11 protein-coding genes are annotated in these 17,081 nt (G+C 39.7%); 10 read left to right on the forward strand and 1 reads right to left on the reverse strand.

What is annotated here, in order from left to right:
• Positions 1-50 precede the first annotated feature (50 nt).
• Complete coding sequence (locus A3GQ_RS0122305) at positions 51-452, reverse strand: VOC family protein (RefSeq protein WP_028778886.1); 402 nt, start codon at positions 450-452, stop codon at positions 51-53.
• Positions 453-572: 120 nt separating this feature from the next.
• Between A3GQ_RS0122305 and A3GQ_RS0122310 the strand changes: the two genes are divergently transcribed.
• The 10 genes from A3GQ_RS0122310 (at position 573) to A3GQ_RS0122360 (ending at position 16,938) form a co-directional block, all read left to right on the forward strand.
• Positions 573-917 (forward strand): winged helix-turn-helix transcriptional regulator, encoded by a 345-nt coding sequence (locus tag A3GQ_RS0122310; RefSeq protein WP_028778887.1) that lies wholly within the window; start codon positions 573-575, stop codon positions 915-917.
• 37 nt (positions 918-954) lie between these two features.
• Positions 955-1,314 carry a hypothetical protein gene (locus tag A3GQ_RS0122315; protein WP_028778888.1) on the forward strand — a complete coding sequence of 120 codons (360 nt, stop codon included), beginning with the start codon at positions 955-957 and terminating at the stop codon, positions 1,312-1,314.
• Between the two features lie 30 nt (positions 1,315-1,344).
• Entirely contained in the window at positions 1,345-2,040 is a 696-nt protein-coding gene (locus A3GQ_RS0122320) for a hypothetical protein (RefSeq protein ID WP_211227757.1), read from the forward strand.
• A gap of 774 nt (positions 2,041-2,814) precedes the next feature.
• Positions 2,815-4,407, forward strand: coding sequence for a type I restriction-modification system subunit M/S (locus A3GQ_RS0122330; protein ID WP_051272280.1), 1,593 nt, complete (start codon positions 2,815-2,817; stop codon positions 4,405-4,407).
• 22 nt (positions 4,408-4,429) lie between these two features.
• Complete coding sequence (locus A3GQ_RS0122335; protein WP_028778891.1) at positions 4,430-5,962, forward strand: class I SAM-dependent DNA methyltransferase; 1,533 nt, start codon at positions 4,430-4,432, stop codon at positions 5,960-5,962.
• Positions 5,952-7,127: a restriction endonuclease subunit S gene (locus tag A3GQ_RS0122340; protein ID WP_037465919.1), complete on the forward strand. Its 1,176-nt coding sequence runs from the start codon at positions 5,952-5,954 to the stop codon at positions 7,125-7,127. Before A3GQ_RS0122335 ends, A3GQ_RS0122340 begins: the two co-directional genes overlap by 11 nt.
• Complete coding sequence (locus A3GQ_RS0122345; RefSeq protein ID WP_028778893.1) at positions 7,124-10,243, forward strand: type I restriction endonuclease subunit R; 3,120 nt, start codon at positions 7,124-7,126, stop codon at positions 10,241-10,243. Before A3GQ_RS0122340 ends, A3GQ_RS0122345 begins: the two co-directional genes overlap by 4 nt.
• A 42-nt stretch (positions 10,244-10,285) precedes the next feature.
• Positions 10,286-12,733: a UvrD-helicase domain-containing protein gene (locus A3GQ_RS0122350; protein ID WP_028778894.1), complete on the forward strand. Its 2,448-nt coding sequence runs from the start codon at positions 10,286-10,288 to the stop codon at positions 12,731-12,733.
• Positions 12,702-15,284, forward strand: coding sequence for a hypothetical protein (locus tag A3GQ_RS0122355; protein ID WP_028778895.1), 2,583 nt, complete (start codon positions 12,702-12,704; stop codon positions 15,282-15,284). Before A3GQ_RS0122350 ends, A3GQ_RS0122355 begins: the two co-directional genes overlap by 32 nt.
• The gene (locus tag A3GQ_RS0122360) at positions 15,262-16,938 is read left to right on the forward strand and encodes a UvrD-helicase domain-containing protein (RefSeq protein WP_028778896.1); all 1,677 of its coding nucleotides are present in this window, start codon (positions 15,262-15,264) and stop codon (positions 16,936-16,938) included. The genes A3GQ_RS0122355 and A3GQ_RS0122360 overlap by 23 nt, the downstream gene beginning before the upstream one ends.
• Positions 16,939-17,081 lie beyond the last annotated feature (143 nt).

The following is a 17,081-nucleotide window of genomic DNA, read 5'->3' on the forward strand; positions in this document are numbered from 1 at the left end:
TGTGTATTCTTCGTTGCTTTCTTTGCTAGAGCAGTTACAATTGTCCTTTGCTAAGTCCGAGATTTTGCTACATTTATTGTTTGTACATCTTCTTGAACATGTTCGACATACTCTACTCGGATGCCATCTGGATGTTCCACTAACATATTCCATCCTGTTGGTACTTTTTGTGGTTCTTCCAAGACTTTTGCTCCTTCTTTTAGCAGATAGTCCTTTAATCCATGAATATCTGATACTAACAAGGTAGCATTGGTAGCTTGAAAAGGTACACGTGCTTCGGCTGTTCCTGCGATGATCAGCGTATGATCAACCACCGCTAATTGTAAATCTTTCTCCTCATATTCAGCTCGCAAGGAACATTGCTGGTGAAAAAGATTTTCATAAAAGGTAATCGTATCATCCAACTGTTCTTTTTCAATATATACACGAATGAGAGTATGTAACACCTTCATAACCAATCCTCTTTTCTAATTCAAGAATACTCTTATTTTAAGAATCAAAAGAAAATCCTACAAGTAGACACAATAGTGTTATATAGTATAAAAAATATACTATTGAGAGGAGATAAAGCTTTGCGAGATCGAAAGAGTGGTTTTGGTGTATGCCTCCATCAAGGGGCTTGTCCTGTAGAGGCGACCCTCGATGTGATTGGAGGGAAATGGAAAGGTGTAATCCTTTATTCTTTGCTAAGCGGAACGAAGCGATTTAATGAAATTCGCAGAGCCTACCCCCATATCACTCAGCGAATGCTTACTTTGCAGTTAAGAGAATTGGAGAAAGATGGTGTCGTACATCGTGAAGTGTACAAAGAAGTTCCTCCAAAAGTAGAGTATTCCTTAACAGAGTTTGGACAATCGTTAGCACCTATTATTTTTTTGATGAAAGACTGGGGAGAAAAGTATCGGTTGAAGGATTAAGTATGTTCGTGCCATTATGAACCAAAGAGGAGTGTACATGAAACAAATTATTCTTGTCATTTGTATCTTATTTCCTATTCTAGCAGCTTGTACATTAAATTCTGAGCACGAGCAAAAGGAAAAACTTTTGATCGGTACTTGGAAAGAGACGGAAAATGGTTGTAGACTCTATAATCAATTGGTTTTTCAAGAAAATGGAGATTTAAAAGCAATGGTGGGCAGACATCAATGGTTAGATGGATATTATGAACATCTTAAAGGCGATTTGTATGATCTTGTAGTTCCTGACCCGCGACATCATGAGATTACGCTAAAAATACAAGGAAACCAAATGACGATGAGTGCTGCCTATGTAGACTACACATGTACGATGATCAAACAGGAAACGGAAAAATAAATATAATCTATCTGTATAAGGAGAATGGAGATGTCAGCAAAACGAAATGTATATGAGGTGTATTCACTAGCCTTTCAATTACAGGTTGCCAAAGAAGCTTTAGAAATAGGAAATACGGATCAAATAGCAAGTAAATATAAGCTTGGCATTGATCTCTTAAACCAATGGATTCTTCAATATAAGACAGGAGAGTTGGATGATTCATTACTTTCTTTTCCAACTTCTATTGATATAGATGTGGATCCTCCAAACGGGATTACAGGATTTCCTCAAGATATGCCTGCTGAAGATCTGAAAGCGTCAGCTACCGAGTTAATGGGGAAGATTCGGGTATCTGATGAGGGAAGTGACCAGAAATTTAGATCGATGAAAGTGCTCGCCCTCCATTCCCAATTTGAAATTGTCTTTCATATCGAAAATGGAAAAACACTTAGTGCTTCAGAAATATGGATTCCTGATAACTCTGATTCTATTAGGATCAATATTCGATTTCGTGGTATAGATATATTCCGTACACCTGCTCTTCAATTATTGAAACAAATAGAAAATATGGGATATCAAGTAATAAATCAAGGGGATTATTGTTTTGTGCCCAAACTATCCCTTGGATTTACACGTGTTGCAGGGCATGAAGTACCACTAGATACAGATGGATATCCGCTATACTTTCAAGCGGTTTTGACTGGTCCAACGAACTACTATGATTTTTTGCTGGAGAGGGACTAATGTTGTCTAAGTATTGGATATTTAGTCATGGATTTTATTTATCTGATTTCAGACGACTCCCCTGGACAAGCTAAAAGCAATCTTAAGTTATCCTGTAAAGAAAAGTGAACTTTTGGGGAACTAAGCCGATTTCTGCATCCTTAACTTCGGAGGAATCGGCTATTTTTCTATCATTCCTTGCTTGATGTACGTTTGAGTTAAAATACCTAAGATATCCTAGGTGTACTGGATGATCTGTTGATATTACGATATTCTCTAGTTTTTATATGAATTTAAATAAAATCGAAAAAATGAAATATGTTTTTTCTAAATATAGAGGTCGCTATATTAGAAAACAAAAGAATTTTTGAATACTGGGGAAAAAAGGCTTATAGTTAACATAATTCCATTTCAGGAAGCAAAAGGGGCACTTTTATTACCATATTTCCCGAAAACACAAGTTAATCCTGTTAGACCTGTGGTTGTTAATACATAGGGGATCAATGATGTAGGAATACCACTAAAAGGGAATACAATTTTTCATAGGTTGCATCCAATAGATTCTGTTTCAAACTGTAGATCTTAACTACCTCCTTACCCGTATTAGATAGAAAATGTATATTTTTTCTAATTTTTTATGTTAAAATAAATCGTACATTTGTTCTGTTTTTGGAAAGGTATAAGGAGGCGATTTATATTGAGTGGCAAATCAGAGTTTAGTATCAAAATATTAAATTTAGTATTGCAATACCAAATTATTATGACTATAATAATAAAGGAGAGGAGGGGAGATTGATGCTCTCACCCATCCAACATTCAGCCCGCTCTTTTATGGATCTTCTCAAGCAATATCAAATCTATTTTGCTGATGATATTGCAAGAGAGTTTCTAAGAGTTCATCTAACCAAATCAATACTAGAAAATAACATGCTTTCCATTGATGTAGATACAGTCTTTTCAACCATGCAATCATTAAACTTGGATACATTTTCAGGGGATAAAGAGATGTTTTGGGAGTGTTTTCAAGCAGGACAGCAGTTGGATTTTTATGAGACATTGCTGGAAGTGTACAGCCAAGATCGAACAGGAATTGTGATCGTACCAGAACAGGTGACAGAAGCATTTTCGGAACGAATTAGTACGATTCAACCTCATAGAATCTTGATCCCAGAGGCTCATAAGTTTCTGCGTGGACTGTTTGAGATGGTGCATCAGTATCTCTATTGTGAGTTTGTCCTTCTAGCAGAAAATTACCTCCACCAGCAATGGTTACATTTTTTGTTTCGTGATTGTGATCATGTAGAAGTACAAGTGGCTAGTTTATATAGTGTTTTGGAAATGGAATCATTTGATTATATTTTAGCTTTTCCTGCATTTGGTCGAAAAAGCGATGTAGAGTCAGAGCGATTTATCACACGTGAATCAGAAGGAGTTGCCGTCGAAAATTTATTGCAGCTGCTCGATAATCACGGAGAGTTAGATATTATCCTGCCAGCGAGATTCACCTTTTCAGGAGGATCTTTTGCACGATTGCGAAAAGAAATTTCCCAGCACTATGGTGTAGTCAGCATATACTCACTACCGAGCGGTACTCTTCGCCCCTACACGATGATGAAAACGTATGGACTGCGCATCCAATGTGATCCGGTTGAGGAAGTAAAAATAGGGGAATTTCGCTCTTTTCAAGGTCGTTTTCAATCCGTTGATCGTGTTTCCGTATTAACAGAAAATTTCGCCAAGCGGGAAGACTGGCGGATCGAGCTGATCTTGAAAGAGGCAGAACAAAACAAAGGAATTAGAGAGAGCGAAAGTCAGCTAGCCCAAATACGTCTTCGTGATCAAGCTACTTTGTTTCGAGGGAAATCAATCATGAAATCGCATATCCAGCCTACTGGTGAGATCGAGGTGCTCAATATTTCCAATCTGGAAGATGGAGAGATTCGTTGGGATAACTTAGATCGCATTCAAGAAGATTTTATCAAAGTACAGCGCTATGCACTCAGACCGTACGATTTGGTGCTTACTTGTCGAGGGACAGTCAACAAAGTTGCCGTTGTTCAGGCAGTGTCCTCACAAGTTATCGCATCAGCAAATATAATCGTTGTGCGGTTTACGGATGATCCCAAATGGTGGAGTCATTACGTGAAAATTTTCCTGGAGACACCAGCTGGATTACACATGCTCCAATCTTTTCAACGCGGGACGACGGTGATGAATATCAATCCTACGGATCTGGCTGAAATGCAAATTCCTGTGCTGCCAAAAGATGAAATGGAGCATTTGGTGGAGAAATATATACAAGAGCAACAGATTTATCGTTCATCCATCCTCCGTGCAAAAGCGAGATGGGATGAACAAAAACAAGCAATCTATCAAAAATGGCAGTGACAGATAAGAGGGAGAGAAACAAGTGGCAGTTTCCAATAGCAACAAAAGTGCAGAGCTCGGTTTTGAACATAAGTTATGGAACATGGCGGATCGACTCCGTAATAACATGGATGCAGCAGAATATAAGCATGTTGTACTGGGACTATTATTTTTAAAGTACATTTCCGATAAATTTGAATGGAAGTACAAAGAATTAAAAGAAGATGAGTGGGCGGATGAAGAAGATCCAGATGAGTATTTGGCGAGTAATGTTTTCTGGGTTCCTCAAGAAGCCCGCTGGTCTTACATCAAAGAAAATGCCAAAAACCCAAAGATTGGTGTATTCATTGACGATGCTTTTGTCGCCATTGAAAAAGAAAACAAATCGTTAAAAGGTGTACTTCCCAAAAACTACGCTCGTCCTGACTTGGATAAGACCAAATTAGGAGAAATCATTGATGCTTTTTCCTTCACCATCGTCGATGGGGAAACCGATATTTTAGGTCGCGTGTATGAGTATTTTCTCAACAATTTTGCCAGTGCCGAAGGAAAAAATGGTGGTCAGTTCTATACTCCGCGTACCATAGTAGAGCTATTGGTAGAGTTGATCGAACCGTTCAAAGGGCGGATCTACGATCCTTGCTGTGGATCAGGCGGGATGTTTGTGCAAAGCTCTGAGTTTGTGACTTCTCATCGTGGTCGACTGGATAATATCTCCGTTTATGGTCAAGAATCCAATCCGACGACGTGGCGCTTGTGCAAAATGAACCTTGCCATCCGTGGGATCGATAACAACTTAGGAGAAGCAAATGCGGATACCTTTGCCAAAGACCTCCATCCGATGCTCCGTGCTGATTATATTTTAGCCAATCCACCGTTTAATGTGAGCGAGTGGGGAGGAGAAAACCTCAAAGAAGATGTGCGCTGGCGTTATGGTACGCCGCCAGCAGGCAATGCCAACTACGCATGGATTCAACACATGGTATCCAAACTTGCACCAAGTGGTACAGCAGCGTTTGTCCTTGCCAACGGTTCGATGTCAACCAATACTTCTTCTGAAGGAGAGATTCGCAAAAACTTGATCGAAGAAGACCGTGTAGAAGCGATTATTACCCTTCCCGGACAATTATTCTACTCCACCCAGATCCCTGTATGCGTATGGATCATGACCAAAAACAAAGCAGCCCAAGGACAGCGTGATCGCAAAGGAGAAATCCTGTTTATCGATGCTCGTAAGCTGGGAACGATGATCGATCGCACCAGAAAAGAATTGACCAAAGAAGACATCCAAAAACTTGCATCTACTTTTCATGCATGGCGTAGACAGACAGAAGAAGGCAAGTATGAAGATATCAAAGGGTTCTGTAAGTCTGCGAAGTTGGAAGAAGTCAGAGAACATGAGTATATCCTTACACCGGGACGTTATGTAGGGATTGAGGATATAGAAGACGATAGCGAGCCATTTGAGGAGAAGATGACACGATTGACTGGTGAACTCGGGGAGTTGTTTGGGAAGTCGCGGGAGTTGGAAGAGGAAATCAGGAAGAGTTTGCGGGGGATTGGGTATGAGTTTTGAGGAGTGGAAGGAAGTTAGGTTAGGGGATGTGGTGACTCTTAAAAGAGGCTATGATTTACCTAAGAAGGATCGAAAAATTGGAGAGTATCCGATTATCGCATCTAATGGTGTTACTGATTTTCATGAATCATTCAAAGTAAAAGGACCTGGTGTTACTACTGGGCGAAGCGGTACATTGGGAGAGGTTTACTATCAAGAAGGAGATTTTTGGCCGTTAAATACTACGTTATATGCTTATGATTTTCATGATAATGATAGGAGATTTATATATTATCTTCTAAAGACGCTAAATTTAAGTAATTATAATGCAGGTTCTAGTGTCCCTACGTTAAATAGAAATCACATTCATTCTTTAACATTGAAGATACCACAGGTCAGAGAACAACAAAAAATTTCAGAAATACTATTCCGATTAGAAAAAAAAGTCGATCTCAACAACCAAATCAACCAAAAACTCGAAGAAATGGCACAAGCAATCTTCCGCTCATGGTTTATCGACTTTGAACCATTCCAAGAGGCTGAGTTTGTGGATAGTGAGTTGGGGAGGATTCCCAAAGGATGGGAAGTTGGAAAATTATCAGATTTCGTCCAGCTCAACCCAAGGGAAATTTTAAGAAAAAAGACAATAGCTACTTATATAGATATGGCCAGTTTACCGACCTCTTCCGCTAGAATAAACAATATTAATCTAAGAGGATTTAATTCTGGTACTAAATTTAGACAGGGAGATGTATTGTTTGCTCGTATAACACCATGTCTTGAAAATGGGAAAACAGCAATTGTCGATTTTCTAGATTCAGATGAAGTTGGTTGGGGTTCAACCGAATTTATTGTAATGCGTGGGACAGAAACAGATATGATGGAATTTCTTTATTTTCTTGTTAGGGGTAAGAATTTTAGATCCTTTGCAATGAAAAATATGACAGGAACTTCAGGAAGACAAAGGGTTTCAGCGGATTCACTCGGGAATTATAGCTTAGCGATTCCACCTATTAATAAAATAAAAGACTATATCGAATTAGTTAGACCATTTTTTCTGAAAATGAAAGAAAATGACAAACAATCCCAAACCCTCGCCAATCTCCGTGACACACTCCTCCCTAAACTCATGTCTGGAGAACTCCGCATACCATCCGAGCCGATCGAAGGGGGAGTTACCGTATGAGTACTGGAGCATACCTCGAGCAAGATCTGGAACAAGCAGTGCTCGAGTATTTTCAAGAACTGGGCTATGATGTGGTACATGGTCCAGATCTTTCTCCAGGGGGAGATTATCCCGAGCGGGATGCTTATTCAGAGGTCATCTTGCAAGAAAGGCTTCGTGATGCGATGTTTCGGATTAATCCCCATTTGCCGATGGAAGCAGTGGAGGAAGCGGTTCGCCGGGTGATGTTGTCGGATAAAGTGGGATTGTTAGCAAACAATCAGGCTTTTCATGAACTGTTGACGACCGGAATTCCCGTATCGGTCCGACTTCCGGATGGGAGTTTTAAAACCGAGATGGCCTTCGCAATTGATTTTCAGCGAATGGAGCACAACGACTGGTTGGTGGTTGATCAGTTTACGGTGATCGAAAATAGAGCAGAAAAACGTCCCGATGTGGTTGTATTTGTAAACGGTATCCCCCTTGTCGTTATTGAACTCAAGAACATAGGCAACGAAGAAACCGATATTACCCAAGCATTTCAACAGATCAAAACATACCAGAACAAAATTCCTACTCTGTTTCAAACCAATGCATTTTCCGTGATCAGCGATGGCGTAAATGCGAGAGTGGGTACTTTAACAGCTGACGAAGATCGGTATATGATGTGGCGAACGATGGATGGAGAAGAAGTAGCTGCACAAGATATTCCCCAGATTGAAGTATTGCTGAAAGGAATTTTCCGAAAAGAAATATTCCTTGATGTAATCAAACATTTCTTACTCTTCCAAAGCGATGGGAGTAATACTTGGAAGATCTTTGCTGGTTATCATCAATACCATGCAACACGCAAGGCACTGGCAAGTACGCTCCGAGCAACAGACGAGGGTGGGGACAAAAAAATTGGTGTTGTCTGGCACACTCAAGGTTCGGGAAAAAGTTTGTCGATGGTGTTTTATGCGGGAAAAGTAGTACAGGAGCTGAACAATCCCACAATTTTGGTATTGACGGACCGCAACGATTTGGATGAGCAATTATTCCAAACTTTTAGCAGCTCTCATCAACTGTTGCGACAAACACCTGTACAGGCAAAAAGCAGGGCTCATTTGCGTGAGTTACTCCAAGTAGAAGCTGGAGGTATTGTATTCTCTACGATTCAAAAGTTTTTGCTGGACAAAGAAGAAGAGCAGATGCCTATTTTAACGAATCGGCGAAATGTTGTGGTGATCGCAGATGAAGCACATCGCAGTCAGTATGGTATAGAGGCAAAGGTGAAAAAGACCGGTGAGATCACCTATGGTTTTGCCAAGTATATGAACGATGCCCTGCCCAACGCTTCTTTTATTGGATTTACAGGAACGCCAGTGGAACTGACTGATCGTAACACACCAGCAGTTTTTGGAGACTATATCGATGTGTATGATATGACACGTGCGGTGGAAGACGGAACAACAGTGAAAATCTTCTACGAGAGCAGACTTGCCAAACTAGAGATGTCCAAAGAAATGCGGTCGAAGATTGACCGAGAAGTAGAAAATATCTCATCTGAACAAGAATTTGACACACAAGAAAAAATGAAATCCAAGTGGTCGCAATTGGAAGCATTAGTCGGAGCGGAAGATAGGTTGCAATCGGTAGCCAAAGATTTGGTCAAACATTTTGAAGACCGACGCCAGTCGATCTTTGGCAAAGGCATGATCGTAACGATGTCCCGTCGTATTGCCGCCGATTTATATGATGCGATCATCGCCCTACGCGCGGATTGGCATTCCGATTCGCTCGCCGAGGGTAAGATCAAAGTCGTGTATACCAACGGTAACTCGTCAGATCCCCTTTCCATGCAAAAACATCACACGACGAAACAACAACGGGAAAAGCTGGCAGCTCGAATGAGAGATCCCGAAGATGAACTGCAATTGGTGATCGTCGTTGATATGTGGCTGACAGGGTTTGATGTCCCTTGTATGCATTCGATCTACATCGATAAACCGATGAAAGGTCATAACTTGATGCAAGCGATTGCAAGAGTAAATCGTGTGTTTCAAGACAAACCAGGTGGTTTGGTTGTCGATTATATTGGGATATCTGATTCCTTAAAACATGCATTAAAACAATATGCAGATAGAGATCGTCAAAATACTGGTGTGGATACGAGACAAGCATTTGAAGTGATGTTGGAGAAATACGATTTGCTCACTCATTTGTTACATGGACATGACTACACTTTGTTCTTCGAAGGAACTGCTCGTCAGAGATTGCAGCAGATCACTATCACCATGGATTATGTGCTTGGTTTGGGTGAAGAAAAGAAAAAGAAATTTATTCAACTTGCTTATGAAGTGGGAGCAGCTTTTACATTGTGTGGAACATTGGATGAAGCCAAAACCTACAACGAAGAAATCAGTTTCTTTAAGACAGTACGAGCAAGTTTGATGAAAATGATTGCTGATCCCAAAACAAAGAAAACATCCGGCCAGATGGATGCTCAAATGCGCCAGTTGGTATCCAAATCGATTATATCTGATGATGTTGTAGATGTATTTGATGCAGCAGGGCTGAGTAAACCAAACATCGGTCTGTTGTCGGAAGATTTTATGGAAGAAGTCAAAGCATTGGAACAGAAAAATCTTGCAGTGGAACTATTAAAGCGTTTACTCAAAAGCGAGGTGCGCAGTTTCGGCAAACGAAACTTGGTCAAGTCCAAAAAATTCTCGGAGATGCTGGATCAAGCGATCTTGAAATATCAGAATCGTTCTGTAGATACTTCTATCGTCGTCCAAGAGTTGGTCAACATCGCCAAAGACATCAATAAGGCGAAAAAAGAGGGCAAACCTACTGATTTGAATTCCGATGAGGAAGCTTTCTATGATGCGCTGTCGGATAACGAATCAGCCAAAGAAATACTAGGTGAAGTAGTATTGAAACAGATTGCACGAGATTTAACAAAGATGATTCGCAACAACCTTACAGTAGATTGGAATTTACGAGAGTCGGTGCGTGCCCGCTTACGAGTTGAAGTCAAGCGACTACTCAAAAAATATGGCTATCCACCTGATCAACAAAAGATGGCGACGGATATGGTACTTCAACAAACGGAACTCACTTGTCAATCAGATTTTGATGAAGAAGATGAATAATCTTCTTCACTTCTCATGGAGTAAAAGGAGTGATGATCACCTATGCAAAAACCGTTGTATTCCGTGCTCCTATATTGTTTTGACTTTACTACGGATATCAAAAGTAAAATAGAAAATTGGATAAAAGACGGCATCAAGGTATATCTTTTTACAGCAGATGCACTGGATGATATCGAGGCAAACCAAGATTGGATTGCATGGAGAAAAGCGTATTTTCTCCAATGGTTTGCTGTCCCTTATCGAGCTGAATATGTGGATCGTACACATTTCTTTTTGGATGGTAAAATCGATGATGAGGACTTGTACCATTTCTTGATTTCTGAAGCAGAAGATCAAGGGTTTTATTCTTTTAACCTCGAGCAGTATCAGGTGGAGCATGCAAGCGTTGATGATCATCTATTTGTTATGGCTGGCGCAGGTACAGGAAAAACAACTGTTATGGTTCAACGTTTGCTGTTTTTAAAACATACCCTTACTGATTTTTCTTTTGATTCCGTAGCTATGATTACATTTACCAATGAAGCAGCATCTCTCATGCGAATCCGCTTGCAAAAGAGGCTCAGAGAATACTATCAACTAACCAGCAAACGTGTTTATCTCCATTGGTTAAGAGAGATGACAGATATACAAATCTCTACGTTTCACTCTTTTGCGAAAAAGTTATTTGAACGAGAAGGTCGCGAACTTCATTTTCCCTCCCATATTCAAATCCGAAATTATATTGAGAAACGAAGAAGGTTAATCGGTGAATGGATCGATCGATTTGCCATGAAAGAAGAGGGAATCTTCGAATCTTTTGAAAGAGTACCACATTATTTGTTAGTACGTTCGATTGAGACGGTTATTCAAGAGGTGGAAAACAACTCCCTGCATGACTCGATGTTTTCCATAGTGGATTTTGGCGTGGATGAGAAGCATTTCCATAAACTTCTTCAATTTGTTGTCGTGAACAGCATGCAAGAATTGGCAGCGTATAAACAGGAGCGGGGAGAATGGGAAGTGAATGATCTCATTCGCAATTTATACGAAATGCAGACTGCTCATTTTCGTTTAAAAAAACAATACCACACGATTTTCGTTGATGAATTTCAAGATACGGATTATATGCAGGTTCAATTTCTGCAATGGTTAGAACAAACCAATCATTGCCGTTTGTTTATCGTGGGGGATATCAAACAAAGTATTTACCGGTTTCGAGGGGCTGACTATACCGCTTTTGAGCAGCTCAAAAGTGCATTGTCTACTGAGTCTATCAAGGAGATATACTTGACTAAAAATTATCGCAGTACGAGTAAGTTGCTGCATGATATGGAGCCGTTTTTTGAGTTTTGGGGAGAACAGATGCCTGCTTTCCCATACAACAAAAAAGATGCCCTTACTCCGATGACGAAGAGGGAAACAGGTGGTATTCAGTATCTGAACGAATTAAATTTGAGGCAAAACCTGCGAAAGCTGGAAGGAAAGGATACAGCCATTCTGGTTCGGTCCAATCGAGATGTGGAATCGATCGTGGATCAGTGTGAAGAATGGGGGATTGCTTGTATTGGTCAGACAAAAGGACAATTTTTTCGATCTCGACCAGTTCGTGAGTTTTATCAGTTGATTCGGTTTCTTTTATTTCCACGCTCTGCATCCACTTGTTATGCTTTGCAGCATTCTTCCTACGGAGATCAGACACTTTTGCCAATAGAGTTGATGGATCAGTTTTCAGAAGAAAAAGATGCATTTTGGAGAAATTGGGAGAAACAACCGGATTTTGCTTATTGGCAAAGCTGCTTGCAACAAATGAGGAGAATGCCAATAATTCCTCTACTTGAAAAGATAGTGAAAGAACGTCATCCTGCCAAATGTTTTGGTAATCGATATTGGCAACGTTTTGTTCATGATCAAGAGCAGGATGAAGAGAAATTCCATGCTTGGTGTGAACAGCGTATGTATCGATATCAAAGCGGATTGGAGCAATTGTTGCTCTTACTAAAAGGGAAATTTTCCGATTCCATGGCTACGCTTTTTCGTTTGGAACAGTATTTACGGATATGCATGACAACAAATGTAACAGAAAATGATTTACCTGTACCAGAAATCGAACAGAGTGATAGCAATGCCATTCAGTGTATGACCGTGCACAAGGCGAAAGGGCAAGAGTTTGATCATGTGGTTATACCAAATATGGATGCTTCTTTTTATGTACATGCCAGACCCCATGTGTTTTTGAATACTACCGAAACACCACAGAAAATCGCCTATAAACTGAGATTGGATCAGATCCGCATTTTCAATAATCATTTTGAAACGTACCGCAAAGCAGAGCAAGAAGAGCTTCGTGCAGAGGAAACGAGATTGCTATATGTTGCGATGACTCGTGCTCGAAAAAGTTTGTTGTTGGCAAATCCACTGAGATGTTTGAATGATAAACCAAACAATTGGGCGGAATTGATCGGATGGAGGGGGTTATCGCATGTTTCAAGTGGAGACATATCAAAATCCTAAAATGTATTACGCTGATTTGAAGTTGGAAGCAAATGCATTGCATGTAACGGGGGATTCTTCCTTTTTGTTGCATTTAAAGCATAGCAATGTAGATACAACAGAGCTTTCTCTATTTACCTACGATAAACTGCAAAACAAGCTGTTTCCTGAGTGGCATTCTCCTTTTACGAATCTACTGATCAAATCAAAAATACGAGAAAAATTCTCTTCGCTTTATCCAGAAGATAGAAAGATGTTGCAGTACGCAATGGATAAGTGGGTAGCAGGATTAAGGTTGCTGGTTGAGATGGGATTGATGCAAGGCACAGAACCTCGCGATAGACAAAACAAGGAACAAATGATGTTCTATCGAATTTGGAAGGATCTACAACAAGATAGCCAGTTAAAACGAATTTTTGCTACTCGCCATAGCACAAAAATTATTCCTGCACTCCGACACGCCATTACCAAACACCACATCAAGGCCATTTATGTGTATCATATGATCCAATTGACTGCCAGTAGAGTGATGTTTTTGACGAAATGTGTGGAGTCAGGGATACCTGTTATTTTCCGTATTCCTTATGAACCTGCACTTCCTCATGTATATAAACCGTGGTCCGATATTTATCAAGTATTGGTACCACTGTCCGAGTGGAAGCACCAACAAAAGATGTCTATCCCGCACAATGGTAGTAGGTTTGCTTCGTATTTAGAAGGAAGCAGTTTGGCGAATACAGATGATGTATCCATCGAATTTCTCAAATTTATCTCGCCCGTTCATTTTCAACGATATATGCAAGAGCACCCCATTGAAATCAATAAACGAAGGTATACGATTTATCGAAATGAAAAAGTTCGTAAGCTATTTCGTCAAGGGGTGAAACAAACAGAGGAACAAACAAAAAACCCTTATTCATTAAGCCAGTTACCTTGCAACCGATTCTTCCCGTACTTTTTCAACTGCAAACATAAAAACGGAACTATCTATCTCGAGTATGACGAGTTGATGGAATGCATGAGTTCAGGGTGGATCAAAACAAAAGATACAAATGGAATAAACGCAGAGACATTGTTAATGGATCTAGAACCTTATATGAAAGGAATCTCAACAATCGATGAGGTTTTGGATCGATTAACCAATTTAATCGAGCTAAATGAAGAAAGTGCTCAGTTTGATGAGTTAGTAAAAGATAAAAGCAATAGGAGTAAAGTAAAACGATATCTGACAAATCCTTTTCGTGTTCTCCCCTATGTCCACCGCAATCGTTCTCGAGTTACTTGGAAACAACTCCAAGCGTTATGTGCAGCCTTTAAAAAAATGGCTATTACACTTTTACCGCCAGAAGATACCGAAATGTCCGTTCAAACGCACTTGGATCATCTTTATCAGCTGTTTCAACGAGTAGAAGCCGAATTGTTTTTAACCCCAGATGACAGAAAACGGATGGCAAAAGTGTTTAGTAGTCAATCGTTTGTGACATGGAACGGGAATCGACAGGAGATCGGAGAGATAGTTGCTACCTTATTGAATATTGCTGATGATAGAGATGGGAACGATCATCATAAAAATGTAGACAACCTTGATCAGCTTGAAGGGTTAGCATTGCAAATGGAAGAGATGCATGTTACAGGGTTATCCATGCAGATGGTAGAAAAATATGGAGTGGACCAAAGAATCGATCCTCTTGACTTTGAGTGGTTAAAGTACTGGGCGTACTATGATGGGCAAAGAGGACGGGTTTCTTATTACAAAGTGACAAAAGCATTGCATACACATTTTGTTTTAAATCAATTTAAAAATGCTTATCTCGATTTTCAAATGTATTATGTACTCGCTTTTGCCAAAGGGAAACTGGAAATGAGTTGGATAGATGGTTTGCATGAGCATGATGGGGAAAGCGGTATTTTTAATACACTGTTTCTTCTCTATAGTGGGGAAGTAGTCCCACATAATTGGGTTCAAGAGTCTAGACAGATTGTCTTTACAAAGGAAAAGGAAATATCTGCGACTGATCCGCATAAAGCAGCACAAAAGCTGTCTGGTCAGATTCCAGTTGTAAATTGGTTGGATCAAGATTTTTGCTCACGAAAGTTTTTTTGGAATACCGTTGTAGAATCTCATCCTATCTACGAATCAGATTTTCATCAACAAATCGTTTTTTCTATGTTGAGTTCGATGTTTGCACAACAAGCAATGGGACCAGAGGCAGTAATGCAGCACCTATTTCCTTTGTTTCCACAGTGGACGTCTACTTTAAAGAAAAACCTGATGAGTATTGCATATCGATCCGATATTTTTGCTTATCGCTCTTTCCAAAACGTTTCGTATCCAAAAGCAATGGAACGACTGCAACGATTGTATAGCCGCTACCAAGTGACCAAACGTTATCGAATTCGCAACGCTTATATCAAAGATCGTAACGATGATTCCAGATGGATCAAAGAGTTTTCCCAGACGATCAAGCATTACGAGGTAGAAGCGGAGCCTGGAGAGCATTGCACCATGTGTCCCTATTTGATGATTTGTGAGAAAGGGGAGTTTGCTATTGATCGCAAATACAGCGGGTGAATATCGAGAGAGCAGAAGTAGTTTTTTCTATCGTACCGCAAAGCTATGGCAAAATTACTTTGATGCTACAGGCGTTTTACCTGGAATAAGCCCATCTGAAGATCAAAAAGCTATTATTCAACAAGAGGAAGATCAGCTACTGATCAACGGTTCAGCTGGTAGTGGAAAAAGCATTACCTTGATGTACAAAATGCTCAAAGTGATGAAAAAAGAACAAGAATCCAAGCGTATTTTATATGTTACATTTGGTAAAACCTTGGTTCAAGATTCTTTCAAGCGATTGCAAACATCCAAAACGTATCAACATCTAGAAGAGAAAAAACTTCATCAGGTTTATCTGCATACTTTTCATGCGATGGTTTATGAACTTTTATCAGCTATTGGGGAGCCTCATCTAAAAAAACTGCATACCTCGTTAAAAGAAATGTCTCGAACTCAAGGAAACATGATTCGTAGATTACAAGCGATCCGAGATCGCTGGTTTGAATCAGAGGAGCAAGATAAACTTCCATTGGAGCAAAAATTGACACTGCGGCACACAGCAAATTTCCTGATGGACGAGATCTCTTGGATGAAAGCAAATGGATTTATTAATCGTGAAAAATATTTAGCAGTGGAGAGAACAGGGAGAAGTCAGAATCCGCGGTTGACGAGACAACAACGGAAATCGGTTTATCGGATCTATGAGATATACCAAGAAAAGATGAGAGAAGATTATCAACATGATATGGATTTAGAAGATTATGCTCTCTTGCTTCTGAAAAATATCGATTATTTTCCAGAAGAGTTGAAATACGATTATGTATTTGTTGATGAAGTACAAGACCTACAACCGATGCAAATTTTAGCTCTAGTCAAATTAACCAAAAAAAGTATTGTTCTTACTGGTGATCCCAAACAACGTATTTATAAAAGTAGCCCACATAGTTACCAATCCCTCGGTTTACATGTAACAGGTAGAAAAAACAGGACCTTAAAACAAAATTTCCGCTCGACCAAACAAATCATGGAGTTAGCTAGTAAGCTTACTTTTGAAGATGTTGAAAATGATAGATTGGATGATCAAACGTTTTCCCAAGAGGGTGATCTACCTGTTATTTCTTATTATGCAAATAGAAGAAAACTAGCTAATGGCCTCATCAGGCAAATAACAAAAGTGTACCAAAAGTCTCCTCAAGCTACGATTGCTATTTTGCATCGCGATGATGACACATTGCATCGAGGACAACGGCATGACATGGCTGTATACTTGGAGCAAAAATTCCATCTGATCACTACAGAAGAGTTTGGTCGTCGATTCGACTATCGCGCTAGTAAAAAACCTATCTTTTTTTCGGATGTATACAGTAGTAAAGGACTTGAGTTTGATCATGTGTTTCTCATCGATTTTGATCGAGATCATTATCCATTGCAAAAAAAGATAGAGGACTTGAAGAAATGTGCAGATCAGGAGGAGTCAGATAGTTATCAAAAAGATTACGATCGGGTATATAGTGATGAGAAAAAAATGCTCTATGTGGCAATGACAAGGGCAAAATCATCTTTGCAGTTGATGTATCATGGAAATAATTCGATGAAAATCTCTCAATTTGTCAGAGACTTTAAAGGTACAGGATATATTGCACGAGGATTCGATGCTAGCAGATATAGATAAATGAAAAGGGAAGAATAGAAGGAATGAAACTGTTCAACTGGATAGAGCCTCAATATTTTTCTTTCGTTACCATATCTTAAAGCAAAGCCTTGAATATGAACAAAACATATGAGACGCTATGCGTAACCAATCGTGAATAGAAG

The organism is Shimazuella kribbensis DSM 45090, assembly GCF_000428065.1.
GTDB lineage: Bacteria > Bacillota > Bacilli > Thermoactinomycetales > Thermoactinomycetaceae > Shimazuella > Shimazuella kribbensis.

Coding starts and splice junctions, on each gene's coding strand:
- A3GQ_RS0122305 (WP_028778886.1), bottom strand. CDS start 452: ATGAAGGTGTTACATACTCTCATTCGTGTATATATTGAAAAAGAACAG.
- A3GQ_RS0122315 (WP_028778888.1), top strand. CDS start 955: ATGAAACAAATTATTCTTGTCATTTGTATCTTATTTCCTATTCTAGCA.
- A3GQ_RS0122320 (WP_211227757.1), top strand. CDS start 1,345: ATGTCAGCAAAACGAAATGTATATGAGGTGTATTCACTAGCCTTTCAA.
- A3GQ_RS0122330 (WP_051272280.1), top strand. CDS start 2,815: ATGCTCTCACCCATCCAACATTCAGCCCGCTCTTTTATGGATCTTCTC.
- A3GQ_RS0122340 (WP_037465919.1), top strand. CDS start 5,952: ATGAGTTTTGAGGAGTGGAAGGAAGTTAGGTTAGGGGATGTGGTGACT.
- A3GQ_RS0122345 (WP_028778893.1), top strand. CDS start 7,124: ATGAGTACTGGAGCATACCTCGAGCAAGATCTGGAACAAGCAGTGCTC.
- A3GQ_RS0122350 (WP_028778894.1), top strand. CDS start 10,286: ATGCAAAAACCGTTGTATTCCGTGCTCCTATATTGTTTTGACTTTACT.
- A3GQ_RS0122355 (WP_028778895.1), top strand. CDS start 12,702: ATGTTTCAAGTGGAGACATATCAAAATCCTAAAATGTATTACGCTGAT.